Annotated in this window: 28 protein-coding genes; 24 read left to right on the top strand and 4 right to left on the bottom strand. The window is 34.2% G+C overall.

Going from position 1 to position 24003, the window contains the following annotated elements:
• Positions 1–8 precede the first annotated feature (8 nt).
• The 6 genes from AC3EMB_RS16575 to AC3EMB_RS16550 all read left to right on the top strand — a co-directional run bounded on the left by AC3EMB_RS16575 (position 9) and on the right by AC3EMB_RS16550 (position 5563).
• Complete coding sequence (locus AC3EMB_RS16575; RefSeq protein ID WP_078401561.1) at positions 9–1502, top strand: class I adenylate-forming enzyme family protein; 1494 nt, start codon at positions 9–11, stop codon at positions 1500–1502.
• A 228-nt stretch (positions 1503–1730) separates the two neighbouring features.
• Complete coding sequence (locus tag AC3EMB_RS16570) at positions 1731–2306, top strand: DJ-1/PfpI family protein (RefSeq protein WP_053563915.1); 576 nt, start codon at positions 1731–1733, stop codon at positions 2304–2306.
• 308 nt (positions 2307–2614) lie between these two features.
• On the top strand, positions 2615–3178 hold the full coding sequence (locus AC3EMB_RS16565) for a GNAT family N-acetyltransferase (protein ID WP_097913410.1): 564 nt from the start codon (positions 2615–2617) through the stop codon (positions 3176–3178).
• Positions 3175–3876: an SDR family NAD(P)-dependent oxidoreductase gene (locus AC3EMB_RS16560; protein WP_488517154.1), complete on the top strand. Its 702-nt coding sequence runs from the start codon at positions 3175–3177 to the stop codon at positions 3874–3876. The genes AC3EMB_RS16565 and AC3EMB_RS16560 overlap by 4 nt, the downstream gene beginning before the upstream one ends.
• Entirely contained in the window at positions 3876–4652 is a 777-nt protein-coding gene (locus AC3EMB_RS16555) for a GNAT family N-acetyltransferase (RefSeq protein WP_423099401.1), read from the top strand. Before AC3EMB_RS16560 ends, AC3EMB_RS16555 begins: the two co-directional genes overlap by 1 nt.
• Positions 4653–4663: 11 nt before the next feature.
• Positions 4664–5563 (top strand): PhzF family phenazine biosynthesis isomerase, encoded by a 900-nt coding sequence (locus AC3EMB_RS16550; RefSeq protein ID WP_048564551.1) that lies wholly within the window; start codon positions 4664–4666, stop codon positions 5561–5563.
• Between the two features lie 33 nt (positions 5564–5596).
• Here the strand turns inward: AC3EMB_RS16550 and AC3EMB_RS16545 are convergent, their stop codons facing one another.
• A complete protein-coding gene (locus AC3EMB_RS16545) occupies positions 5597–5806 on the bottom strand; it encodes a hypothetical protein (protein ID WP_000801654.1) in 210 nt (69 codons plus the stop codon).
• A gap of 82 nt (positions 5807–5888) precedes the next feature.
• On the opposite strand from AC3EMB_RS16545, the gene AC3EMB_RS16540 reads away from it, so the two are divergent.
• The 6 genes from AC3EMB_RS16540 to AC3EMB_RS16515 all read left to right on the top strand — a co-directional run bounded on the left by AC3EMB_RS16540 (position 5889) and on the right by AC3EMB_RS16515 (position 11498).
• The gene (locus AC3EMB_RS16540) at positions 5889–6638 is read left to right on the top strand and encodes a Nif3-like dinuclear metal center hexameric protein (protein WP_001022444.1); all 750 of its coding nucleotides are present in this window, start codon (positions 5889–5891) and stop codon (positions 6636–6638) included.
• A gap of 165 nt (positions 6639–6803) precedes the next feature.
• Positions 6804–7643, top strand: coding sequence for an aminoglycoside phosphotransferase family protein (locus AC3EMB_RS16535; RefSeq protein ID WP_488517153.1), 840 nt, complete (start codon positions 6804–6806; stop codon positions 7641–7643).
• 27 nt (positions 7644–7670) lie between these two features.
• A complete protein-coding gene (locus tag AC3EMB_RS16530) occupies positions 7671–8228 on the top strand; it encodes a DUF7010 family protein (protein ID WP_406653063.1) in 558 nt (185 codons plus the stop codon).
• A gap of 25 nt (positions 8229–8253) precedes the next feature.
• A complete protein-coding gene (locus AC3EMB_RS16525; protein ID WP_003271122.1) occupies positions 8254–9081 on the top strand; it encodes an MBL fold metallo-hydrolase in 828 nt (275 codons plus the stop codon).
• A 15-nt stretch (positions 9082–9096) separates the two neighbouring features.
• Positions 9097–9663, top strand: a complete 567-nt coding sequence (locus AC3EMB_RS16520) for an SGNH/GDSL hydrolase family protein (protein ID WP_340720076.1) — start codon at positions 9097–9099, stop codon at positions 9661–9663.
• Between the two features lie 458 nt (positions 9664–10121).
• Positions 10122–11498 (top strand): S8 family peptidase, encoded by a 1377-nt coding sequence (locus AC3EMB_RS16515; protein ID WP_488517152.1) that lies wholly within the window; start codon positions 10122–10124, stop codon positions 11496–11498.
• A 161-nt stretch (positions 11499–11659) separates the two neighbouring features.
• Here AC3EMB_RS16515 and AC3EMB_RS16510 read toward each other — a convergent pair whose 3' ends face one another.
• The gene (locus AC3EMB_RS16510; RefSeq protein WP_088024547.1) at positions 11660–12076 is read right to left on the bottom strand and encodes an SRPBCC family protein; all 417 of its coding nucleotides are present in this window, start codon (positions 12074–12076) and stop codon (positions 11660–11662) included.
• An 80-nt stretch (positions 12077–12156) separates the two neighbouring features.
• Positions 12157–13167: an aldo/keto reductase gene (locus tag AC3EMB_RS16505; RefSeq protein WP_488517151.1), complete on the bottom strand. Its 1011-nt coding sequence runs from the start codon at positions 13165–13167 to the stop codon at positions 12157–12159.
• A 413-nt stretch (positions 13168–13580) separates the two neighbouring features.
• Between AC3EMB_RS16505 and AC3EMB_RS16500 the strand changes: the two genes are divergently transcribed.
• The 5 genes from AC3EMB_RS16500 to AC3EMB_RS16480 all read left to right on the top strand — a co-directional run bounded on the left by AC3EMB_RS16500 (position 13581) and on the right by AC3EMB_RS16480 (position 17946).
• Entirely contained in the window at positions 13581–13925 is a 345-nt protein-coding gene (locus tag AC3EMB_RS16500) for a winged helix-turn-helix transcriptional regulator (RefSeq protein WP_000860820.1), read from the top strand.
• A 191-nt stretch (positions 13926–14116) separates the two neighbouring features.
• Entirely contained in the window at positions 14117–14443 is a 327-nt protein-coding gene (locus AC3EMB_RS16495) for a winged helix-turn-helix transcriptional regulator (RefSeq protein WP_000816339.1), read from the top strand.
• Between the two features lie 285 nt (positions 14444–14728).
• Complete coding sequence (locus AC3EMB_RS16490) at positions 14729–15901, top strand: cyclopropane-fatty-acyl-phospholipid synthase (protein WP_488517150.1); 1173 nt, start codon at positions 14729–14731, stop codon at positions 15899–15901.
• 213 nt (positions 15902–16114) lie between these two features.
• The gene (locus tag AC3EMB_RS16485) at positions 16115–17176 is read left to right on the top strand and encodes an oxidoreductase (RefSeq protein WP_098127962.1); all 1062 of its coding nucleotides are present in this window, start codon (positions 16115–16117) and stop codon (positions 17174–17176) included.
• Positions 17177–17208: 32 nt separating this feature from the next.
• Complete coding sequence (locus AC3EMB_RS16480) at positions 17209–17946, top strand: GntR family transcriptional regulator (RefSeq protein WP_000146276.1); 738 nt, start codon at positions 17209–17211, stop codon at positions 17944–17946.
• 52 nt (positions 17947–17998) lie between these two features.
• Here the strand turns inward: AC3EMB_RS16480 and AC3EMB_RS16475 are convergent, their stop codons facing one another.
• A complete protein-coding gene (locus tag AC3EMB_RS16475) occupies positions 17999–18343 on the bottom strand; it encodes a winged helix-turn-helix transcriptional regulator (RefSeq protein WP_000860831.1) in 345 nt (114 codons plus the stop codon).
• Between the two features lie 578 nt (positions 18344–18921).
• On the opposite strand from AC3EMB_RS16475, the gene spxA reads away from it, so the two are divergent.
• The 7 genes from spxA (at position 18922) to AC3EMB_RS16440 (ending at position 23847) form a co-directional block, all read left to right on the top strand.
• A complete protein-coding gene (spxA, locus tag AC3EMB_RS16470) occupies positions 18922–19317 on the top strand; it encodes a transcriptional regulator SpxA (protein WP_000236189.1) in 396 nt (131 codons plus the stop codon).
• 47 nt (positions 19318–19364) lie between these two features.
• Positions 19365–19499, top strand: coding sequence for a BA3454 family stress response protein (locus AC3EMB_RS16465; RefSeq protein WP_000573515.1), 135 nt, complete (start codon positions 19365–19367; stop codon positions 19497–19499).
• 110 nt (positions 19500–19609) lie between these two features.
• Positions 19610–19744, top strand: a complete 135-nt coding sequence (locus AC3EMB_RS16460) for a BA3454 family stress response protein (RefSeq protein ID WP_098127966.1) — start codon at positions 19610–19612, stop codon at positions 19742–19744.
• Between the two features lie 189 nt (positions 19745–19933).
• Positions 19934–20347: an Rrf2-family transcriptional regulator SaiR gene (gene saiR, locus AC3EMB_RS16455; RefSeq protein ID WP_001083465.1), complete on the top strand. Its 414-nt coding sequence runs from the start codon at positions 19934–19936 to the stop codon at positions 20345–20347.
• A 124-nt stretch (positions 20348–20471) separates the two neighbouring features.
• Positions 20472–20807 (top strand): IDEAL domain-containing protein, encoded by a 336-nt coding sequence (locus AC3EMB_RS16450; protein ID WP_000987464.1) that lies wholly within the window; start codon positions 20472–20474, stop codon positions 20805–20807.
• 72 nt (positions 20808–20879) lie between these two features.
• Positions 20880–21569 carry a DUF3888 domain-containing protein gene (locus AC3EMB_RS16445; RefSeq protein ID WP_488517149.1) on the top strand — a complete coding sequence of 230 codons (690 nt, stop codon included), beginning with the start codon at positions 20880–20882 and terminating at the stop codon, positions 21567–21569.
• 958 nt (positions 21570–22527) lie between these two features.
• Positions 22528–23847, top strand: a complete 1320-nt coding sequence (locus AC3EMB_RS16440; protein ID WP_459244932.1) for an aromatic amino acid transport family protein — start codon at positions 22528–22530, stop codon at positions 23845–23847.
• The last annotated feature ends 156 nt before the right edge of the window (positions 23848–24003 follow it).

The following is a 24003-nucleotide window of genomic DNA, read 5'->3' as shown; positions in this document are numbered from 1 at the left end:
TGAGAACGATGCGACAATTATTACAAAAGAGAGCAATGCAGTCACCAAATTTGGAAGCGCTTGTAGGAGGGAAGAAAAGATATTCGTTTCAGCAATATAATGAACGAGTAAATCAGCTTGCACATTATTTGTTACATAATGGTGTGCAAAGAGGAGATCGTATAGGAATACTATGCAAAAATAATCACCCATTTCCAAGCGTTATGATGGCAAGTTTAAAAATTGGAGCGGTATTTATTCCGCTAAATCATCAGCTTACTGTATATGAATTAGAAACAATTGTAAAAGAAGCGAAATTAAAAGTGTTAGTTATTGATGAAGAATTTAGTGAAGTGTTATTAAATGTTGATGCTGTTAAAGAAATTCCTTATGTAATTCAAACGACAAAAGAAGGTTTTGGTTCATTTGAATTAGAGCTGCAAAAACAGCCAACGACAGAACCGAACGTAGAAGTTCATGAAGAAGACGACGCCATTTACTTATTTACTTCAGGAACGACTGGACAGGCGAAAGCATGTGTAATTGGACATAAAAACTTACATCACTATTTTGCTGAAATTGCGGGACAAAGAGAAATACCAGCAGGTGAACGCTTTTTATCTGTGCATCCATTGTTCCATATGAGTGGCGTGCTTTCTATTTTAAATTGTATTTATCATGGCGTTACGATGATTTTCTTAGCTGATTCGAATCCTACTCTTATTTGGGATAAGATTGAAGAAGAGAAAATTACTACGATGCTTGCGTTCCCTGCTGTTTATAGTTACATGCTTGATGAATTAAATAAAAAAGAACGTAATATTTCAACCTTTAAAGTAGCACAAAGCGGTGGTACAAAAGTGCCAGAAACACTCATTCAAAAATATATGGAAAAAGGAATATATATGGTGCAAGGTTATGGTAGTACAGAAGGTTGGGTTGTAACCTCATGGCATCCAATGATGGGAAAAGAAAAGATGTCTTCTGTAGGAAAAACCTTGAAAAATGTAGAGGTGAAAATTGTTCATCCGGAAACAGGACATGAACTAACAACAAATGAAGTTGGAGAGATTCATGTGAAAAGTCCATACATGTTTAAAGGGTATTGGAATAATGAAAAGGCGACAAAGAAGGTAGTAAAAGATAACTGGTTTAACATGGGTGATGCTGGCATGATAGATGACGATGGATTCCTGCATATTATGGGAAGATATAAAGACGTTATTATACGCGGTGGTGACAATGTATATCCAGATCAAGTAGAAGATGTTATTCATGAAATACATGGTGTTTTAGAAGTTGCAGTAGTTGGAGTTCTAGATGACTTTTGGGGAGAGGTTCCAAGAGCTTTCATTGTGAAGGATAGCGAAACAATATTAACAGAAGAAAGTATTACTCAGTATTGTAAACAGAAATTAGCCAGTTACAAAATACCAGAAGTGGTATTCATAGATGAGTTACCGAAAAATGCTTTAGGAAAAGTGTTGAAGAGGGAATTACGAGATGTAGTTCTTGTGAAATAGAAAATTATGAAACGATGGAGAACCCAGTTATGTATAAAGCATGACTGGGTTTTTGTTAATGTTTCTGTTAGTGGAGAGTATAAACGTTTTTGTTTTTTTGATGCAATTTTTTAGCTTGGTAACGCTCGAACGATATTCGGCTATTAGGCAATTTAAACCTCGCTACCTCCACTTGAAATTGTTATAATTAAAATGTTTTTAATATTTCAATAATTAGGAGGCTAGAGAATGAAAATTGCGATAGTCTGTTTCGATAACTTTACTGATATAGATGTTTTTTTACCATGGGATTTATTAAATCGTGTACGTTTAGTTGGCGGTATTTCTGATTGGAATGTCCAGCTATTAGGAACGGAAAAAACTCATATATCCATGTCTGGCTTACGTATCCCCATGACAGGAAGCATATCTGATATACCTTCCGCTGACGCAGTAATATTTGCAAGTGGCAAGGGGGTCCAAGGTTTATATCAAAATCAAGAATATCTTAATAGCATTCATGTAGATCTTCAAAGACAATTAATAGGCTCTATGTGCTCTGGTTCACTACTACTAGGAGCTAAAAAATTGTTAACTGGCAAAAAAGCAACTACATATCCATCTGTAGTAGAACAACTTAAAGAATTTGATGTAGACGTTATTGAACAAAGCTTCGTAAACGAAGGGAATATCTCGACTGCCGCAGGTTGTTTTGCTGCTCAAGACCTCTCAGCTTGGATTATAAGAACCTTGATTAATGAAGAAATGGTTGACACTGTGCTTGAAACTGTTCAGCCAGTGGGCAAAGGTTTATATTTTAAATAATCAAGTTAGAAATAGATAATCTGACTTGATTATTTAAAATGACGTTTTGGTACAATTTCTTCATTAGTGAATCCAAGTAATTCTCCTAAGGAGGGCGACCGTCACATCGTTATCAAGCCAAGGGTTTGGAATTACCTCAAAATGAAAAATTTCCCCTTATACAGTTAATTATAGAATTCGACTTATTTTTTTCGTATTGGGGAACTACTAATTTCTTAAGTTGATGGGCATAAGGTTTGTTACTAGATTTTGTATTTCGTGTAAGATGACAAAGAATATTCAATCAATTACTGGAGGAAGAGATGTAAATGAAGCTGCCGCTATTACAAGTAGAGACAGAGAAACTTATGATCCGTCCATTTCAAAAAGATGATTACGAAAGTTGGTTAGATGGATTTAATAAGAGACTGCCATCGCAGTATAAATATGACGATGGCTATCAAGTTATGGCATCACGAACAAAAGAATGGTTCACGGAATGGATAAGAGGCTTTGATGAAGCAGCACATCGAGATGAGATGTATGTATTAGGTATTTTTCGTAAAGAAGACGGAGCTAATATTGGAAAGCTAGAGCTAATAAAAATTTTACGTATGGATTATCAGTGGGCAATGATGGGCTACTCTATTCATAATCAATATTGGAAAAATGGATATGGGGTAGAAAGTGTAAACGCTACGTTATCGTTATTTTTTAATAGCCTTAATTTTCATAGAATCGAATTACATATACATGTTGATAATGAGCCATCAGTGCGTCTTGCGGAAAGCGCAGGCTTTTCATTTGAATGCAAGAGAGAGGCATTTTCATTAGAGAATGGTAAGTGGATGGATTTTCTTATTTATTTTAAAAATAAGGAGATGAGTATATGAGAGTGGTTATTACAGGTGGAAATCGGGGATTAGGGTTACAGTTAGTAAAAGTATTTCATGAAAAGGGGCATATCGTTTATCCGTTAGTTAGAACTGAGGTTGCGGTAACGCAATTGAAGCAAATGTTTAGTGGTAGATGTTTTCCTATATTGGCAGACTTATCGGCTGATGAGAGTACGGAGCAAATTAAGAAGCAGCTTGAGGAATATACAGAGTATGTTGATCTAGTTATAAATAACGCTGGCATTACTGGGAAGGAGACTGAGATTTTACATACAAATTCAGAAGAATTAACAGACTTATTTAATATTCATTGCTTAGGTGTAATTCGGGCTGTAAAAGGTACATATATGGCGTTAGCTAAATCGGATCATCCGAGAATAGTAAATGTGTCCTCTCGATTAGGATCATTACATAAAATGGCGAACAAAGAGTTTCCGCAAGGCCAGTTCTCATATTCATATCGAATTGCTAAAGCAGCACAAAATATGTTAACACTCTGCTTACAACAAGAGTTTGAGAATAAAGGAATTCGTGTAACGGCAATTCACCCTGGGAAATTAAAGACTGACATTGGTGCTTTTGATGCGAATATGAATCCGGCTGAAGGAGCAAAGAATATATATGATTGGGTAATAGATTCAAATGAGGATGTTTCAGGGAAGTTTATTGAGCCTGGTATGGGGGAATTGAAGTGATGATATACGATCTTGCAATCATTCAGAATCTATTTGGTCCTTCTAAAAAAGTATTAAATGGCTTACCAAATGCAGTGACAATTGAAGAAATAGAAGAAGATGTTTTGTATAACGTACAAACATATAAAGAAAAGATAAGTAGCTTTGAAGAGGTTTGTTTTAATTGGGAGTTAAAAAGAGCGAGTATTGTATTAAACAAGAGGTTTAGTAGTTATAACTCAAACGCAAAAGTGTTACTTGATGCCGGTTTTTCTTTACATGCCGCAAAGATAGAAGTATGTAGAGAATTGAACAATATAGAAGGGCTTGAAAGACAATATACATATCGATCAATAGCAGAAGGAACGTTATCGGAAAAAGAATTTAAATATGTTTGGGAACAATGTATGTCGGGTTCAGGGAATCAAACTTCAATTTTAACTATCGATGAACATTTTTATTCCGTGCAAACAGAGTTAGGTAAGGGTTGGGAAAAGTCATGTATTGTTTTTTATGATAAAACTGAGCCAATTGGTATGTCCATACCGCATATAGAAACTGGAACAGAAAGTGAAGGAAGATTATTTTACTTTGGAGTAATGCCTTATTATCGCGGGAAAGGAGTTGCTTCTCATATGCATCTTCAATCTTTACATATGTTAAAGGAAATGGGGGCTACTTATTACATCGGAAGCACGCATACTTCAAATGAAAAGATGCAGAGGATATTTTGGAGAAATAATTGTTTGATGAAAACGGAGACAGAGCTTTATTATAAAATTTTTAAAGTAGATTAGGAGAAAAGAAGATGAAGACTATAAACGTATTTCATTACGATGCATTTACGAATAAACCAAATAAGGGAAATCCAGCAGGTATTGTATTAGAAGCAGATGGATTAACGGAAGAGGAAATGCAAATTATTGCTGAAAAAGTTGGATATAACGAAACAACTTTTGTTCTTTCCTCAGAAGTAGGAGATATAAGAATGCGCTATTTTACACCTGGTTTTGAAATGGATTTATGTGGTCATGGGACAGTAGGGACGATATATGCCTTGCGCGAAAAAGGTTTATTAGAAGAGAAAAGTAACCTTACGATTGAAACGAAGGCAGGGATTTTACCAATACAAATAGGTGTAAATGAAAAGGGAGAAACCTTTATTAAAATGAGGCAGACAGCACCTCAGTTTAAAGATTTTGCAGGTTCAAAAGAAGAATTAGCTCATAGTATTGGTTTAGAAGTAAATGATTTAGATGAAAGTTTACCGATTGTATATGGAAGTACGGGGAATTGGACTGTAATTGTACCGATTAAAAATCTTGATGCGTGTGAGAGAATGAAACCTAATACTGATGCATTTCCATCAGTATTAAAAGAAATACCTAATGCTTCCATTCACCCAATTTGTCTAGAAACTTATGATGAACTAGCACAAATGCACGGCCGTCATTTTTCATCAGCTTACGCTGGAACGATTGAAGATCCAGTGACAGGAACAGCTTCAGGTGTAATGGGAGCGTATTATGCGGAGTATTTAGAGAAAGATTTTGAACATGAATTGGATTTAATCGTTGAGCAAGGACAGGAAATAAATAAAGATGGTCGTGTAACTGTTTATGTAACGAAAGGGATAGAAAACGAGAAGTTACAAATAGATATTGCTGGAACAGCGGTATATGTGAAAGAGTTTGAAGTTTTAATATAAAAAAAGAAAGCCCGGCATACATCCGGACTTTCACTATCTGTTCAATACTTCAATATACGAAGCATTTCCAGTTGTTCTTAAAGCAGAGCGAAAATTGTTATTTTCTAGCGTTTTAGCGACTTGTTGTAATTGCTGTGCATCATCATGATGGATAAGTAAGCTGTCAGCACCGCTTTCTTCTATATGAATGTGTTCGACATTTCCGATGGCATCATGTACAGCTTTTAAAAATTCAGGTTTCATATTGTCCTCCTATATGTATGTAACGTTGTTGTTAGTATTTCCTTATTTTTGAAATATAAAAGTAAATGAAAGGAGAAATAAAATGAATATAAAGCAGTTTAACGAACATATAACATCATTATTTGGAGAGCATCTTCATAAATACGGCGATGATGAATATGGTTTTACTCATATAAGTAAAGATGAATTTCACAAAATCGGTTACACAACAAATTTAACAGTAGAAACTATTGAAGAAGCGTATAGAAATGGAGTCGATATGATAGTTACACATCATGCGCCGTGGAGTTTTTTATTTGGTATGGAAGAGGCTTGTATTGAGAAATTGAAGCAATATGAAATGAATCATTTTTGGGTTCATTTGCCGTTAGATTTTGTAAAGTTTGGCACGTGTACATCGTTATTTAACGGAATTGGGATAGATACAATACTGGAATATTCCACGTATGAGGAAGAAGAACTACCGGGAATAGGAGAATATAAAGAAGCGATTCCTTTTTCAAACTTAGTTGGAAAACTTGAAGAAAAAATGGAAGAGAAAGTGAAGAGCTGGAGAAATCACGATAAACCAGTAAAACGGATTGCGATTTTAACCGGTGCAGGAAACAATACAAATTTGATTGAACGTGCATTAGAAAAAGGGTGTGACACGTACATAACAGGTGAAAAAACATTATATACAGTTCAACATGCGAAATTTAAAGGGATTAATTTAATTGTAGGCAGTCATACGTTTACAGAAGTGTTTGGTGTAGAAAGTTTGGCTCATAAATTACAAGACAGAGACCCTGCAATAGAAATTATTAGAGTATATGAAGAGCATTTAGAGTGATAAAATCACATTACCATAAATGGAATATTGAAGAAAGCCATTGTAATAAAATAAAATTATTGTTTGTTATATTAGGATGGATGAGAGGATTTCCCTTGCGTTTGTCAAATAATAGTAAAGCTGCCTTTTGAATTGAGGGAATATTCGGAGTTAAAGGGTGAGAGAATGGACATTTCAATAATCACTGCACAACTAGTTAAGGAAAAAGTTATTTCACATTATCCAAATAGCGTAAAAGCATTAAACGGGGGTACGACAAGTACTATATATTTGTTAGATGAACAATACGTTGTAAAGTTGAATGAATCGGATGTCATACGTGAAGAAGCTTATTTTCTTCAGTTTTATAAAAAGGACGAATTATTTCCAAAGCTTTTATATAAGGAACCTTTAAATCGCTATATTGTTTACTCATTCCTTGAGGGCACAAATTCTTGCAAACTAGGCTATAAACGGAGTGTTCTTTGTAAACTTGTAAAAGAAGTTATCAATGAGTATGAAGTAGCTACAGAGGTTGATGGCTGGGGATGGAAAGAAAATCCGGTTCAATCTTGGAGTGGATTTTTAACAACAAATGTGATAGAAGCTCATGAAAATGTAAGGCGTTACATAAGTGAAGAAGGGTATAGAACGGTTCTTAAGTTAGCGAATAGGGACGCTGGAATAAATCAGCCGTTTTTATTGCATGGTGATCTTGGATTTCATAACTTTATATTTAAAGAGAATGAGCTGCACGGTGTAATTGATCCTTTACCAGTGTTAGGAGATCCTATATGTGATTTAATTTATGCGTTCTGTTCAACTCCGGAAGATTTAACAAAAGAAACGATTGGTTATGCGATGAAACAATGTGTATTTCATAAAAATGACCGTGATTTATATGAAGAAATAGTCATAGGATTATATTTGCGTATAGATACATGTTTACGGCACCACCCGAAAGATTTAGAAGATTATTTAGAAGCTTGGCGTTATTGGATGGGTGAGGTTGAGGTGACTTTATAGTACAAATATTTTTGGGGAGATAGTGAGATGAATGTTGCAGAAGCGAAAAAGGATTTAGCAATAAAAACGAAGAGAGGCTTACCGATTATATTAGCCGGCGTTTTATTTTGGGTAGTTATGAGTATAACGGGATTTGTTCTTTCTGAAAAACAAGTGGTGTGGGTATATTTAATCGGTATGGGCTGTGTGTTTCCTTTTGGCTTAATGATAGCTGCTATATTGAAGATTGATATGTTTGCGAAAGGAAATCCGTTAGGGGTTTTGGCAGGCTTAATTGGTGGAATAAATGTATTGAATATTCCACTTGTATTACTTGCCTATTTTCAATTTCCAGAATGGTTACCTTTTGTAGTAGCGATGTTAATAGGTGTTCATTTTATTCCGTACGTATGGATTTATGAAAGTAAAAGTTATGGTTTATTGTCAGTAGGGACTGTATTTGTAACGTCAGTTTGCGGGATTCTTTTTGCAGAAAAAGGATTTACTGTAATTCCATTATCGGTTACAGTTGTCTATTTACTTACTTTTATAAGTTTGTTAATTGAAAATAAAAAAGCAGATCATTATCAACAAAAGTCAGCTTAATAAAAATATAGGAATAGGGGAAATTATGATGAAAAATTTTGTTTGTACAACGTGTGGCGTGCAGTATGCAGCGAGTGTAGAAGAACCGGTGAGTTGTCATATTTGTGATGAAGAAAGGCAGTATGTGAATCCGAAAGGGCAGTCTTGGACGACTTTAGAAAATTTGCAAACAGATGATACATATAAAAATGAAATAATCAAAGAGGAAAATGGACTTTATAGTATTACGACAAAACCAGGATTTGCGATCGGTCAAACGGCATTTGTGGTGAAAACAGAGTCATATCGTTTACTGTGGGACTGTATTACGTATTTAGATGAAACGACAATTATGAAAATAAAAGAGCTTGGCGGATTAGATGCGATTGCGTTGTCTCATCCTCATTATTATTCAACGCAAGTAGAATGGGCAGAGACATTTGATGTACCAATTTATATACACGAAGATGATAAAGAGTGGGTGATGCGTCCGAGTAGTCGTATTATTTACTGGTCTGGTGAGTCTTTACAATTAGCGGATGGGATTACTGTGCATCGTCTTGGAGGACATTTTAGTGGTGGATCTGTCTTACATTGGGAAGAAGGTAATGACGGAAAAGGGATTTTGTTAACAGGTGATATTATTCAAGTTGTAGCAGATGAGCGGTGGGTAAGCTTCATGTACAGCTATCCAAACTTAATTCCACTACCAGCGAGAAAAGTGGAAGAAATGGTGAATCGAGTGAAGCCGTTACAGTTTAATCGTTTATACAACGCTTTTCATCGAGTAGTAAAAGAAAATGCAAATGAGGCAGTTGAACGTTCTGCTGACAGATATATAAAAGCAATAGAAGGAAAGTTGTTTCATACGTAAAAGGAGAGTAGCTTAATGAAAACGTTAGTATGTTTTGGAGATAGTATTACAGCTGATGAAACATTTTTTGATGGAATGCCGAGATTAACACCACGTTTGCAAGAGATGTTTCCGAACTGGAAAGTAGTGAATGCAGGTGTTCCAGGTGATAATACATTCGATGCGTTAAATAGGATTGAAGAAGATGTAATATCATATAAACCAGATTTCGTAACAGTTTTTCTTGGTACGAATGATGCAGTTTCTTTTTCTCAAGTGTCATTACAAGCATATAAAGAAAACTTAGAGAAGATTGTGAACCAAGTTTTATCAGATAAAGTACTACTGATTAGTCCTGCACCAGTTGATGAAGAAAGACAGCATAATAGAACAAATAGAGTGCTTAGTCAGTATGCAGACGTGGTGGAGAAAGTGGCGAGGGAAACAGGAAGTTATTTTCTAAACGTATTCGCTGAAATGATTCAAGAACGGGATTATAAAAGATTTGTAGAAAATGATGAAAAAGATGGATTACACTTTGGGCCAGAAGGTTATGAGTATGTAGCGAAGTTAATTGGTGAAAAGTTAAAAGGGATTTTATAAGGAGCAAAGCACTTAGTGCTTTGCTTTTTCGTATTTCTTTCGTAGTCCATAAACTTATTGATTGCTGTAATTTGGATAGATATTTTGCATTTTTATCCCGCATTAACTGCCCGTAAATGCCCGATTGGTGAGGGCTAATAATCAGTGGGGGATGAGCAAAAAAACCACTGATTAAAGTTTCACTTTATGTGGGTAAAAGGTTAGTGCTGTTTTAAAGTAATATAAATTTATTTTTAAAAATTTATATTTCGTAGTTGAAAATTAATAAAGGTGTAACTATAATGGTTACAGTAAGTTTGTTGTTTTGAGATGTACATATTGAATTACAAGAATGAAGGGAGTTTTTATGTAAATCAAAAAGCTATAAAATCCATTAATTTTTATAATAAGATAAAATGCTTTTGGTTCATACACATTATTAAATATGTTATTTCTAATAGAAAACTAGAGGTGGAAAAATGAAAAATTTTAAAGGTATGTTAATATCATCACTTGCAATTACAGCTTTTGCTGGGGTAGGTACGACATTTGTAACAAATACAGTACATGCTGCTAATGACGATTCTAGTAAAATACAAGTTCGTTCTAATAAGAGTATAAACACAACAACTGGCTCGAGATTGCCTGTATTATCAGTCAATCCTTATGATGAACCTAGATTTTCAAGACAGGGATATCTTGAAGAGGCACCTTTAGGAATTAATGCTCCTTATGCTTGGGGAATTAAAGGAGGAAATGGCCAGGGAGCAACTTTTGTAGATTTGGAAGAAGGTTGGTTATTAAATCATGAAGATTTAGTCGGTCAAAATATTGAATTTATGTCTGGAAAAATGAGTAATGATCTTTCTCACGGTACTTCAGTTCTAGGTGTTGTTTCTGCAGCTGACAATGGGATTGGGAACATTGGGATTGCACCAAAAGCAAAGGCAAAAGTAATTTCAGTGATCCGAGATAATGGGAGAATCGATGTAAGAGATGCTATTTTAAGTGCCGTAGATTCTTTACAGGCTGGAGATGTTTTATTAATAGAAGAATCCTTTAAATATGATGGATATGGAGATGACCCTTTACCAGTAGAAGTATACCCGAGTATATTTAACGCAATTCGCAAAGGTACAGATAAAGGCATTATTATTGTAGAAGCAGCTGGTAATGGTGGGATTGATTTAGATGAATTTAAAGACCGTAATGGTAAGCAGATTTTAAATCGAAATAGTCGAGACTTTAAAGATTCAGGAGCTATTATAGTTGGAGCATCTACTGCAAGAGTTCCTCATAAACGTTTAGCTTTCTCTAACTATGGTAGTAGAATTGATGTATATGGTTGGGGAGAATATGTTGATACATTAGATACATATCAAAATCAAAATAGTAAAGGACAAAAAGTTACAGATCAGAACATAATTAATCGTTATACTTCTAATTTTCGTGGTACTTCTAGCGCTTCGCCTATAATTGCTGGGGCTGCTGTATCGATTCAAGGGATTGCTAAAGAACATTTAGGTAAGGCATATACACCAAAAGAATTGAGAGCAATTTTAAGTAATCCTAATACAGGCACAAAGACTAATAACCCATCATCTGATAAAATAGGGGTTTTACCAGATTTAAAAGCGATTTTGTCTAACCTTGGATTTCATAATGATTTGACTACCAATGATCCTATGGTATTTCCAGATAACGTAGAAAAAAATGAAGGAAAAGAAAATTCAACTTTCGTATTTCCAGGTGAAGAAACAAAAAGAACAAGTGATAAAAATTCAACTGTAACCTTTCCAGAAGAAGATTTAAAACAGGAGGAAAAAGAAGAGGGATTAATTGTTTTTCCTGATTAATAAAAAAATACTACCTTCCATTTGGAGGTAGTATTTTTTATTTCTTGTCAATAACAAGCAGGCATGAAATTTGTATTTGTTTATCTTTCATAATGAATTTAACTAAAAAAATCGAATATTTGACTGTTAATTTACTTTTTCGTCTCAATCAATTACATGAATTAATCTAGAAATGCTTGCTGTAATGCTTTCAGTCCATCGCTGTAAATACCATGAAACAGATTTATTGCCTCTTCATCACTAACCTCAACAGGAGTGAATGTACCAGACCACTCTACTAACGATGTATTACTTTCAGTACCTTCTTTCACCTGGATTGTAGATAAATAATTAGTGACTGGGAACGGTGCATTCATGATTGAATACGTGTAGTAGCGTTCTTTAGCATTGAATATTTCTAAGCGTTCTATAATTGTATCACCATCTGGATTAGCTAGATGACGTACACGACCGCCTTCCGTTAATTTACTGCTAGGTATATAAGGTAACCAGTCTGGAAGGGAGTTGAAACCTCCGATTAATTGCCATACTTGTTCAGGTGAACCGAAAATTTCCATAGATGTAGTAGTATGTGCCATATTCATTACGCTCCTTTTCATCCCGGTATTTACGGGTAAATAATCAGTGGGGGATGCTCCCACTGATTAAAGTTTCATTATTATTTTACGTTGATTGGTAGTGGTGCATTAGGTGCTACTAGTTTTTGTTCGCGCATTTCTTCCCAGAATGCTGCTGGAATTACTGTATTTAAGGCGTTTTGGTCTTCTACAATTCGTTCCGGTTTACTTGCACCAGGAACAACGGCAGCAACTGCTGGATTTGCTAGTGAAAATTGTAATGCAGCAGCTTTGATGCTGATGTCGTGACGATCTGCAAGAGCTTTGATTTTCTCAACCTTTGCAATAATTTCTGGCGATGCTTTTTGATATTCGAAGTGAGCGCCTCCAGCAAGAATACCTGAGCTATATGGGCCACCAACAATAATATCCATATTATGCTTTACAGCTGCAGGCATTACTCGTTGTAATGCACGTTCGTGGTCTAATAATGAATAGCGACCAGCTAGTAAGGATATATTTGGTTTCGCTTCTTCTAAATCAAGCATAAGTTCAATTGATTCTACTTTGTTTACTCCAAGCCCCCAGCCCTTAATAACTCCTTCTTCACGTAAACGTGTTAGCGCACGGAATGCTCCTGTTCGAGCTGTTTCAAATTGTGAAATCCACTCATCACCATAAAAGTCTTGTGCTAAATCATGAATGAAAACAAAGTCTAGACGATCTGTTTTTAAACGTTTCAAACTTTGCTCGATAGAACGAAGTGTTGCATCTGCGCTATAGTCATTGATCATTTTATTTTTGCGACCAAATTCGAAAAGTCCGCCTTTTTCACCTAAATCACGTGCAGATGGATCTTCTAGTTCATCTGAAATCGTTCGACCTACTTTGGTGCTTAAAAAGTAATCATCACGATTTCTTTTTGACAGTGCTTCACCAAGACGGATTTCCGCTAATCCAGATCCATAAAGTGGAGCTGTATCAAAGTAACGAACGCCATTCTCCCAAGCAGCATCCACTGTAGCGATTGCTTCTTCCTCTGGGATATTACGGTACATATTTCCTAGTGGTGCTGTACCAAACCCGATTTTTTCTTTTAGTAATTTACTCATTATAGATATCCTCCTAAAATGTATTTGAAAATTATTTATTCATTGTGAATGGATGTGAAAATGAAAACATGTCATTTCATCGTCTGACAAAATGTATGATAAAAATACTCACTTTAAAGTACAGGTACTAACAGGTAATTTCTAACACTGCATGACTCACTCAACTCTTACAAATGCTATTATGAAATGTATTTTACATAATGAAAAGTACGTACTTTAAAGTGATATAGATACTAAAAAGTAATACAGGTACTTTTTGGTGCCGTACTACTCATCTGCTGTTTACGTATGCTATTATGAAACATGTTTAACACAATAAAAAGTACGTACTTTAAGGTGCTATAGATACTTAAAAGTAATATTTAAATATTTTAGCTTATTTGTCTTATAAAATTATTAAAGGAGATTTTTATATGAAAACATACAATATTCCTGTAGAGGCAACTTTAGAGGTTATCGGTGGAAAGTGGAAAGTAGTTATCCTTTGTCATTTAAAGAAAGACAAAAAGAGAACGTGCGAATTAAAACAATTAATGTCTGGTATTACACAAAAGATGTTAACGCAACAATTACGTGAATTAGAAGAAGATGGTGTAATCGAGAGAAAAGTGTATAACCAAGTGCCACCAAAAGTAGAATACTCTTTAACTGATTACGGTCATTCTTTAGATTCTATACTCGATACTCTTTGTAACTGGGGAGAAAATCATCTTGAAAAGAATGGTAACACGTCTATGCTTATAACCGCAGCTGAATAAAGAAAGAAAAAACGAACGAGAATACGTTCGTTTTTTCTTTTTGTATAGAGGGAGATTTTTAAGCAGCATAATTACTTTTTTGTAATATAGGTACTTTTTTGTGCTGTAGGAACTAAAATGTGCCGTATAGAAAATTATTTATTTTTACGTAACAATAGATAAGGAATTTATAAAAAAGGAGAGGAGATCGCGTGAAACAATATAATATACCTATAGAAGCAACTTTAGAAATTATCGGTGGAAAGTGGAAGGTCGTCATTTTATGTCACTTAACGAAAGGGACGAAGAGAACGAGTGAGTTGCAACGTCTAATTCCTGAAATTTCTGTGAGAATGTTAACGCAGCAACTACGTGAGCTGGAAGAAGATGGTGTGATTACACGTGAAATTTACAAAGAAATTCCCCCTCGAGTAGAATACTCCCTAACCGATTATGGGTGGTCTTTACAAAATGTATTAAATCAATTAACCGCATGGGGAGAACGATGCATAGATAGAAAAAACACAGAAGTTAAGTGAAATCTCTATATGTAATATTGAAAACACCACCTAATGAAGAGGTGGTGTTTTTCGTTTTAAAACTTTAGAAAGTTGTTATGATGAAAAGTAAAATTTTTGAGGACCTGTTTCAGTCATGGGTACTTAAAAGTGCCTACATCACTTTAAAGTACGTACTATGCTTCATAATATAACCGTTTTATAATGACACTCGTAGCAAGAAGTCATAAAGATTTTAAGCTATGTTCAAAAAGACGTATTAACTAGTATAGTTTTTTGTTCAATTTTTTAGTAGGAGATGTTTTTATGGTTGAAGAACTTTTTTATAAAAAAATACTTAAAAATCTGTTTTCAGATCCAGTTCAAATTACACTTTGGAATGGAGAAACAATACAATATGGCGAAGGGGAACCTCAATTTCATATAACATTCCATAAGCCGCTCTCAAAAAAAGAAATTGCTAAGGATCCTTCTATTGCATTCGGTGAAGCATATATGAATGGGGACCTTGAAATAGAGGGGAATCTTGAAAAAGCAATTCAATCTATTTATAAAAGGCAGGATAGCTTTTTAGGTGATAGTAAGTTGCAATATTTCAAAAGTAAATGGAATTTCTCAAAACAAAAAAATAAAGAAGATATTGCTCATCATTATGATATTGGGAACGATTTCTATAAATTATGGCTTGATGAAACAATGACATATTCTTGTGTGTATTTCCAAAATGAACAAGATTCTTTAACGACAGCGCAGCATAATAAAGTGAATCATATTTTGAAAAAGTTGAACCTTCAAAAAGGTGATACGCTATTAGATATCGGTTGCGGGTGGGGTGAGCTCATTACAGCTGCCGCTAAGCAGTACGGTGTGAAAGCGATGGGAGTAACATTAAGCGAGGAACAATTTGCAAAGACTTCCGAGCGAATTAAACAAGAGGGACTTACGGATTTAGTTGAAGTATCTTTACTTGATTACCGCGATATTAGGAATCGTAAATTTGATAAAATTGTTAGTGTAGGTATGATCGAACATGTAGGAAAAGACAACATTACGCAATACTTTGAAACAGTTAACAAACTACTAAATGATGGCGGGATTTCTCTGCTACATTGCATTACTTCTCCGGCTAATGGTGGTGCTACGAATGGTTGGATTGAAAAATATATATTCCCTGGTGGGTATGTTCCTGCTGTTAACGAATTAATCACGAACATGACAAACGAACAATTTTTCATTGTTGATGTGGAAAGCTTACGTAGACATTACGGGAATACATTACAACATTGGGCTCAAAATTTTGAAAACGTACTAGAGGAAGTTCGCAAAACGAAAGATGAGCGATTTATCCGCATGTGGCGTTTATATTTAAATGCATGTGCAGCTTCGTTCTTTACAGGTAATATTGATTTACATCAATTTGTATTTACAAAAGGGATTAATGATACAATTCCGATGACACGTTCGTATATGTATGAATAAGAGTATATAACCAAGTAGCTCTCAAGTCATTGAGTATAAATAAAATGATGATAGGATATAAGTCTATAACGTAAAGTCGAGATGGGAATCAGAAAATGATTTCTATCTCGACTTTTTTATATATAATTTTGAAATTAAAACTATATACTTTTAAAGATAAAAATATATAATAAATGTAGAAACGAAAATTTATGAGCAAGGAAGTTGAAGAACATGACATTAACAATGGGCTTTATTGGATTTGGAAAATCAGCTAACCGTTATCACCTACCTTATCTAAAGACACGTAATAATATAAAAGTAAAAACAATTTTTGTACGTCAAATAAATGAAAAATTAGCGGCTCCATATGAGGAAAAAGGTGTTTACTTCACTACTGATTTAGACGAATTGTTGAATGACAAAGAAATTCAAGTCGTGACGATCTGTACGCCAGCACATACGCATTATGAATTAGCAAAAAAAGTTATACTAGCCGGAAAATCAGTTATCGTTGAAAAACCATTTTGCGATACAGTAGAACATGCGAAAGAATTATTAGCTTTAGGACGAGAGAAAGGTGTAGTCGTTATGCCTTATCAAAACCGTCGTTTTGATGGTGATTTTTTAGCTGTAAAGCAAGTAGTTGAACAAGGATTCCTTGGTGATATTATTGAGATTGAATCACATATTGATTATTTCCGTCCTGGTTCAATCACTCATGAAGCTCCAAAAGAAGAAGGTTCATTTTACAGTTTAGGTATTCATACGATGGACCGCATGATTTCACTATTCGGCCGTCCAAATACAGTGACATACGATATTCGTAATAATGAAGTGGAAGGTGCGGTTGATAACTATTTCGATGTTGGTCTACATTATGGAAATCAGTTGAAGATTAAGCTGAAAACGAACCATATCGTAGCGAAAGATTATCCACGCTTTATCGTTCATGGAACAAATGGATCATTTATTAAATACGGTGAAGATCAGCAAGAAAATGATTTGAAAGCGGGGATTATGCCTGAGAGTGCAGGGTTTGGTGAAGATTCACCGATGTACTATGGAGTTGCTAAGTATCGTAATGCAAATGGTGACTGGATTGAAAAACAAATTAAAACACCGCTTGGTGATTATGGTCGTTTCTATGATGCAGCTTATGACACAATTGTAAATGGTGCACCAAAACTTGTGAAAGACGAAGAAGCGGTAACGAATATTGAAATCTTGGAAAACGGATTTGCTGCCCCATCACCTTCAGTCTACAAACTTGAGGCTTTACATTTGAATGAATAGAAGCGAGTATGCAGTATAAAGGAGGTATGGAAATGGCAAGCGGATCAACACAAGTAAAATACCTCGGCATTTATCAAAAGATTAAACAGCAAATTTTAGACGGTGAATATAAAATCAATGAAAAAATTCCGAGTAGCCCCGTCCTTGCTGAAGAATTTGATGTTTCAGCACTTACTATTAAAAAAGCGCTGGATCTGTTAGTAAGAGACGGCTACATCATCCGCCGGCGCGGAAGTGGAACAGTGGTGCAAGATTGGCGTCAGCAGGAAAAGGCACGAATGATTCAAACTTTAACAGGTACGAAAGCTGTTTACGGCAGTGAGGTAGAAAGTAAAATTATCGAGTTTGCGATTGTTGGTGCTGATGAAGTAGTTGCTGAGAAATTGGGAGTTTCAATCGGTGATTTCGTCTATAAAATCATTCGCCTCCGCATCATTCACAGCATTCCGACGATTATGGAGCATACATGGATGCCAATTTCGGTTATCCCAGGTGTTAAGGCTTCTGTTTTAGAGGAGTCGATATACTCACATATTCAAAATAAACTTGGTCTTGAAGTAGGGACATCTGTTGTCAGGGTTAAAGGAATTCGCCCAGATGATAGGGAAAAGCAGTTTATGAACTTAACAAATCAGGATTTCCTCATGCGAGTTGAACAAGTAGCTTACTTAACGGATGGACGAACTTTTGAATATTCTTATGCAGATCATCTACCGGAAACCTTTGAGTTTGAAACAGTCATTACGGCAAAAAATTATAAAGAGACATAAAAACTGGTTGAGGCAAGTATTGTCTCAACCTATTTTATGTCTTCTACAGTTATTATTCATCTGCTGTAATCAGCATGGATGTGTTCCCGGTTTTTTCAAGATGAACTTCTCCCCAGGAACAGAGGGAATCGAGTATAGCTCCTAAAGACGAACCGTAATCCGTTAAAGAGTACTCTACTTTTGGTGGTACTTGGTCATATACTTTCCTTTGGATTACACCATCTTCTTCTAGTTCCCGTAATTGTTGGGTTAACATTTTTTGCGTAATACCAGGCATTAAACGTTTTAATTCACTCGTTCTTTTTGTTCCTTTTTTTAAGTGACAAAGGATAACAACTTTCCACTTTCCGCCAATAACTTCTAAAGTCGCTTCTACAGGAATATTGTATGTCTTCATAAAAAAACTCCTTTGATGAATTTAGATTACAGTTATGAGCCTACATCCGTTGCAATACTAAAATTATTTCTTTTTAGTACCTATAACACTTTAAAGTGTGTACTATTTATTGTGCTAAATATCGGTCATAATAACCGATGTAAGAGAGAAATAAGCAGAATGGCACTTGAAAATGCATATGTTACTTTTTAGTACCTATAACACTTTAAAGTACGTACTTTTTATTAGGATGAATATAATCCATAATAGCACTTGTAAGCAAGAAATGCGTGAAATGTGCTTTGAAGGAGCCATCATGCTATGGGGAATTTTACATGAGAATAATTTGTTGTGTTATTAAAATTAATCCAAGACTTAACAGTTGATTAATTGAACTGTAAAGTTTAAAATTACAGTAAGATTTTTAAAAGTGAGTTGTTAACGTCTGTAAAATGTGGCATGAATAATAGAGATAAATGAAACATTGCTGAATAATTAACATTATGTGAATTTGATTCTAAACTGTAATTTTTTTTAATACATTTCAATAAGCGATATTTAAAATGTACGTTTAATAACATTAAAGGAGTGAGTTAAATATGGTAATTCTATATACAACAGCAAGCTGTGCTTCATGCCGAAAAGCGAAAGCATGGCTTGAAGAGCATCAAATTGATTATATTGAAAAAAACATCGTATCAAATTCTATGACAGTTGATGAGCTTAAATCGATTCTTCGTTTAACTGAAGAGGGGGCTACTGAAATTATTTCAACTAGATCCAAAACTTTTCAGGACTTAAATATAAATATTGATGAGCTCTCGCTAAATGAATTTTATACATTAATAATTGAGCATCCACTAATGTTGCGTCGCCCGATTATGCTGGATGAAAAAAGATTGCAAATTGGTTTTAACGAAGAAGAAATTCGCAAATTTTTACCACGTAGTGTCCGAACATTTTTAAACATTGAACTGCAAAAGTTGGCTAATTAATAAGTAATAGTATGAAAGAGAAATTTTTTGAAAGGAGGAAACTGAAGGTGATAGAAGTATGCGTTACAGTTAATTATAAAGACAGAAACTATCAAACAAATGTCATTGTGAACAAAGATACGATTTGGACAAAAATTGAACAGTTGGCAGAAGAACAAGTGAAGAAACAGTGGGGTTTTTAAACTTAATTATTTAAACAAATGAAGTTATATGCTAGAGATTATAACTAAATTCAAAATTTTTCAGGTATTAAATATAAATAAGAAATTTTCTTGAAAGGAGGAAGCAGAAGATGATTGAAGTATGTGTTACAGTTAATTATAATGATAGAAATTATCAAACAAATGTTATTGTGAGTAAAGATACGATTTGGAAAAAAATTGAACAGTTGGCAGAAGAACAAGTGAAGAAACAGTGGAGTGTTTAATTTTCTTTTTAACTTAAAAAGCTAAATGAAGTTATCAGATATAGGTGGGACGGGATAGAATATAAGGGAATTAATTTTTTATGGCAAGAAGCATTCCACATGTTTTAACGTTCTAACCAATCTGTAATATTTATGGCTACAGTATGTTAATATATGAGAAACAATATTTTTAATCGTAGGAGGAAAATCATGAACAGCGACTTTACCTTGGCCATTCACAGTTTAACTTATTTAGCTTTACAGCCAGACCGGATGTCAACAAGTAATGCTATTTCAGAAAGTGCAGGTGTTCATCCAGTACGCATTCGCAAAGTACTAAGTTTGTTAAAAAAACATAAGTTTATACAATCGAAGGAGGGGACTGGTGGCGGTTTTATTTTCGCTCGCGATTTAGATGAAATTAATCTTTGGCATATTTATCAGATAACCTCTGAAGGTGCTTTGCAGCCGAAGTGTCCGGAATCAAACAATCAGTGTGTTGTAGGTTCGAACATGCGAAAAGTTCTTTTCGCTATTTTCTTAGGTGCTGAAGAACATCTAGGTGAATACTTAAAGAATTATACAATGAAAGAAGTTGTTGACCTTATCAATCAAGAGCGTTAAGCGGCTTAATTATTATATAGCCGTGAGTTCTTAATACTTAAATGTAATGAAAAATATTACAGTATAATTTGTTTTTATATCTTTTTTATCGTCACAAAAAATATTTATAGGAAGGTGAAACGGTATGATGTCAAATAATAATCATGTTTTAAAAGTAGGAGATTGGGTTCGTGGAATATCAAATGAAGGTGAATTAATAGTTGGTTATATTGTATCACTTGATGATGTAGAGGATATAGTTACAGTTAGTATTGTGAAACGTGACGGCCAGTACACAATAAACGAAGCGATTTTACTCTTTAGTAAACACGTTAACAAACTCCCTGAATCAAAGGTAATAAATAAGGAACAAATCCTTTATCTTATAGATCTTGCATTATTAACAGGGGATGAAGAATGGTTTATCGAGCTTTCTTCAAAATTAAACTCGATAAACGAGCTAGTTAATGGGGGAGTTTAATTTTTTAGCTTATGCCCTAATCAATAATATCCTCTCTTTTGTTGCATCTTAATAAAAGAGAGGATTGATGTTATGAAAATAAGATTAACAATGGTTAGCATCATATGTCTGTTTAGTTTTTTATTACCATGCATTTCTGCTCAAGCAATTGTAGAAAAGGAAAATGATATAAACAGAAATTTTGGCATAGATTTAACCGGTTATGAACTTTATTCGTTTGGAGACTTTAACCAATTAGATTATAAGATAACGTCACTTACTCAGTTGTTTTTAGGGATAGTGCAAACAGAAGGTGAGTGGATTAATGAACCACGATTATATATTAAGGGAAATAAAGGTTATTTTCATCTTTTGAAAGCGGACGGTACGAATGTTCTTTATACCGTTGAAAAGAGCGGGGATTTTTGGAGGATTATAGATGTAAAAAGAAAGAAAATCAACAGAATACCTGTACCCAAAAAACTTTTAAAAGAAGTAGTAATTGAGCTCTTATTGGAGCCGATAAGCAAAGAGGTTGAAAACTATTATAAGGAACCAAAACTTTGGTATCGAGGTTCTGAAAAAATACTTGAAATAAGAAAAGATACAACAAACTATACTTTTTATGTAACTGTTCAAATTCAAACTTTTGAGGGTGCACACAATCCGCCTTATGGAGAGGACACAATTACTTTTCGCATAAAAGGAAATGATCTAAAAACGATTCATTACAAACATAGAGATATCTCTGAAGAAGAGTCGAACAAACTAGAATTAAAATGACATTGAAGTGATTTGTTTGTGAATCCTTGATAACGATAATTATGTAAATGAGCTGTCCATATGGGGCAGTTTTTTTGTTTTTTGCTCAGTGTATTTTTTAAAAAATGTATATGAATTCAATATTGATAATATATATCCTAAAAATTGGTTTTTGTATTTTGTGAATCTCTTCTTTTTGTCTACATTAATTATTTATTAGAATATCTTTTGTGTTTAAAATAATTTTTTTTGATAAAAGGGGATATAAGTATTTTTAGAATGAGTCACCTAGAAGGACAATATATAATTGTATATTTTTACTAACTAATTCAGCTTTACGCGATAAAAACAATGGCTACATGCTAACTGTAAAATATTATCCATATAAAATTATTCTGCTTTAATATTTCTGAAAATATAAAAATATTAATTTTATAAATATACACGTTATAATGAGGGCGTCGAGAGAAATTTTATTATCTCTGGAGAAAATATAAAAAATGCGATTCTTAGTAAGAAAGGTGTGTGATTAGAGGCGAAATGTATGTAATGTGCTTTAGTGGCTTGTGTAAGCAATATCATCAGTGCTACCGAAGTTATGAAAGTAATGTATAGAATTGAGAAAGAAATGCCTCGCAAATGAAGAGAGGCCGGTTTAGCTAAAATTACTGTTAAAAGTAAAAAAGAGAAACCATTAAAGTAATACACTGTTATTAGAAATGTTGCAACGTATTTATGAAGTCTATTCTATATTGTTCTCTTAAGGGGTCTTTATATAAAGAGCGGATACTTTGAGTAAACTTTTTTGTGAACGCTAACAATTATATTAGGACGCTAACTAGCGAATGTTTCAATTTGGATTCATTATGATGAAGGACATACAATGTGGGGCAACTTGTAAGGAATTCATTTTCCGAAAAGGGAATATTTGTTAGATGCAAAGAGGGATGTAGGAATAGATACAAGGGGGAGTTATTATATGAACGGGAATACTGCAAAGAAAATAGAAGTTCAAGCTGAAAATACCGCACTAAAAAATGAGCAATATGCAGATCCGAAAAAGTGGCATAAGCAGGATACTACATGGGCACTCAGTCTATTTGGAACTGCAATTGGAGCAGGGGTGCTCTTTTTACCGATTAATGCAGGTTCAGGTGGTTTATTATCTTTACTACTAATTACATTGCTTGCATATCCAGTTATGTACTACTCACATAGGGCACTTGCTAAAATGATATACGCTTCTAATTCTGCTGATGAGGGGATCACAGGTACAATTAGAGAGTATTTCGGAAATAAAGCGAGTATCATTTTTAACATCGTATATTTCGGTTCAATTTATACAATCGTACTAATGTATTCGGTTGCGCTTACAAATACTGCAAGTAGTTTTATCGTGCATCAATTGCACATGGCAGAACCTCCAAGGGCTATTTTATCACTTGTATTAGTTCTTGGTCTTATCGCTATACTAAATTTTGGTCAAGATATTACTGTAAAGGTAATGAGTATGTTAGTGTATCCTTTCATAGTTTCTCTACTTTTTATCGCAATATCTTTAATTCCACAGTGGAATACGTCAATGCTTAGTTTTTCAGCTGTTTCAACTGCTTCAACAGGAACAGGCTATTTTGGGACGATATTGATGATTCTACCAATCATCGTATTCTCATTTAATCATTCACCTATGATTTCATCATTTGTTGTGAAACAGAGAGCTACGTATGGAATCGAAGCCACTGATGCTAAATGTGCGCAAATACAAAAGGTTTGTTATATCATGACATTCGCTGTTGTTATGTTCTTCGTTTGGAGTAGCGCATTGAGCTTGACTCCAGATGATATAAAAATGGCAAAAGAACAAAACTTATCAATCCTTTCATATCTTGCTAATGAGCTTAATTCGCCTGTAATCACTATTGCAGCTCCAATTATTGCTTTTGTGGCTATTACAAAGTCTTTCCTTGGCCATTATATAGGAGCATTCGAAGTAATGCGTGACATGATTATTAAGTTCGGTAAATCACGTGGAAAAGATATTGAAGAAAAAACAATTAAGACAATAATCCTTACTTTTGTTGTATTATCATGCTGGTTTGTTGCTTATACAAATCCGAGTATTCTTGGACTTATTGATTCTCTAAGCGGTCCTTTAGTTGCTGCTATCTTATGTCTATTACCGATGTATGCGATTCAAAAAGTACCAGTACTAGCTAAATACAAAGGGAAAATGAGTAACGTATTTGTTATTATTGTAGGTATACTTACAGTTTTAGCAAGTATTAAGTCATTATTCTAATTCACTACTGTTGGTTTTAGTATCAAAATAGTTGGATCTGAGAAAATAAGGAGCAAGTTTTGAATAGTTTTTTTCAAAACTTGCTCTTAAAATATTCTAAGGAATTAATTTTACAAATAAGTTTATTCATATTAGTCATCTAGCGTTTTGGTCATA

It is taken from the genome of Bacillus sp. LQ16, assembly GCF_057784645.1.
Note: the sequence above shows the minus strand (reverse complement) of the source record. Positions and strands in the feature narration are given on the sequence as shown.

Bases quoted from the DNA above. Each gene is read 5' to 3' on its own strand.
- AC3EMB_RS16535 (WP_488517153.1), top strand. From the start codon at position 6,804: ATGGACATTTCAATAATCACTGCACAACTAGTTAAGGAAAAAGTTATT.
- AC3EMB_RS16460 (WP_098127966.1), top strand. From the start codon at position 19,610: ATGATTGAAGTATGTGTTACAGTTAATTATAATGATAGAAATTATCAA.
- AC3EMB_RS16440 (WP_459244932.1), top strand. From the start codon at position 22,528: ATGAACGGGAATACTGCAAAGAAAATAGAAGTTCAAGCTGAAAATACC.
- AC3EMB_RS16490 (WP_488517150.1), top strand. From the start codon at position 14,729: ATGGTTGAAGAACTTTTTTATAAAAAAATACTTAAAAATCTGTTTTCA.
- AC3EMB_RS16475 (WP_000860831.1), bottom strand. From the start codon at position 18,343: ATGAAGACATACAATATTCCTGTAGAAGCGACTTTAGAAGTTATTGGC.
- AC3EMB_RS16485 (WP_098127962.1), top strand. From the start codon at position 16,115: ATGACATTAACAATGGGCTTTATTGGATTTGGAAAATCAGCTAACCGT.
- AC3EMB_RS16450 (WP_000987464.1), top strand. From the start codon at position 20,472: ATGATGTCAAATAATAATCATGTTTTAAAAGTAGGAGATTGGGTTCGT.
- AC3EMB_RS16575 (WP_078401561.1), top strand. From the start codon at position 9: ATGCGACAATTATTACAAAAGAGAGCAATGCAGTCACCAAATTTGGAA.
- AC3EMB_RS16570 (WP_053563915.1), top strand. From the start codon at position 1,731: ATGAAAATTGCGATAGTCTGTTTCGATAACTTTACTGATATAGATGTT.
- AC3EMB_RS16555 (WP_423099401.1), top strand. From the start codon at position 3,876: ATGATATACGATCTTGCAATCATTCAGAATCTATTTGGTCCTTCTAAA.
- AC3EMB_RS16525 (WP_003271122.1), top strand. From the start codon at position 8,254: ATGATGAAAAATTTTGTTTGTACAACGTGTGGCGTGCAGTATGCAGCG.
- AC3EMB_RS16480 (WP_000146276.1), top strand. From the start codon at position 17,209: ATGGCAAGCGGATCAACACAAGTAAAATACCTCGGCATTTATCAAAAG.
- saiR (WP_001083465.1), top strand. From the start codon at position 19,934: ATGAACAGCGACTTTACCTTGGCCATTCACAGTTTAACTTATTTAGCT.
- AC3EMB_RS16445 (WP_488517149.1), top strand. From the start codon at position 20,880: ATGAAAATAAGATTAACAATGGTTAGCATCATATGTCTGTTTAGTTTT.
- AC3EMB_RS16510 (WP_088024547.1), bottom strand. From the start codon at position 12,076: ATGGCACATACTACTACATCTATGGAAATTTTCGGTTCACCTGAACAA.
- AC3EMB_RS16560 (WP_488517154.1), top strand. From the start codon at position 3,175: ATGAGAGTGGTTATTACAGGTGGAAATCGGGGATTAGGGTTACAGTTA.
- AC3EMB_RS16565 (WP_097913410.1), top strand. From the start codon at position 2,615: ATGAAGCTGCCGCTATTACAAGTAGAGACAGAGAAACTTATGATCCGT.
- AC3EMB_RS16540 (WP_001022444.1), top strand. From the start codon at position 5,889: ATGAATATAAAGCAGTTTAACGAACATATAACATCATTATTTGGAGAG.
- spxA (WP_000236189.1), top strand. From the start codon at position 18,922: ATGGTAATTCTATATACAACAGCAAGCTGTGCTTCATGCCGAAAAGCG.
- AC3EMB_RS16545 (WP_000801654.1), bottom strand. From the start codon at position 5,806: ATGAAACCTGAATTTTTAAAAGCTGTACATGATGCCATCGGAAATGTC.
- AC3EMB_RS16515 (WP_488517152.1), top strand. From the start codon at position 10,122: ATGAAAAATTTTAAAGGTATGTTAATATCATCACTTGCAATTACAGCT.
- AC3EMB_RS16530 (WP_406653063.1), top strand. From the start codon at position 7,671: ATGAATGTTGCAGAAGCGAAAAAGGATTTAGCAATAAAAACGAAGAGA.
- AC3EMB_RS16520 (WP_340720076.1), top strand. From the start codon at position 9,097: ATGAAAACGTTAGTATGTTTTGGAGATAGTATTACAGCTGATGAAACA.
- AC3EMB_RS16550 (WP_048564551.1), top strand. From the start codon at position 4,664: ATGAAGACTATAAACGTATTTCATTACGATGCATTTACGAATAAACCA.
- AC3EMB_RS16505 (WP_488517151.1), bottom strand. From the start codon at position 13,167: ATGAGTAAATTACTAAAAGAAAAAATCGGGTTTGGTACAGCACCACTA.
- AC3EMB_RS16500 (WP_000860820.1), top strand. From the start codon at position 13,581: ATGAAAACATACAATATTCCTGTAGAGGCAACTTTAGAGGTTATCGGT.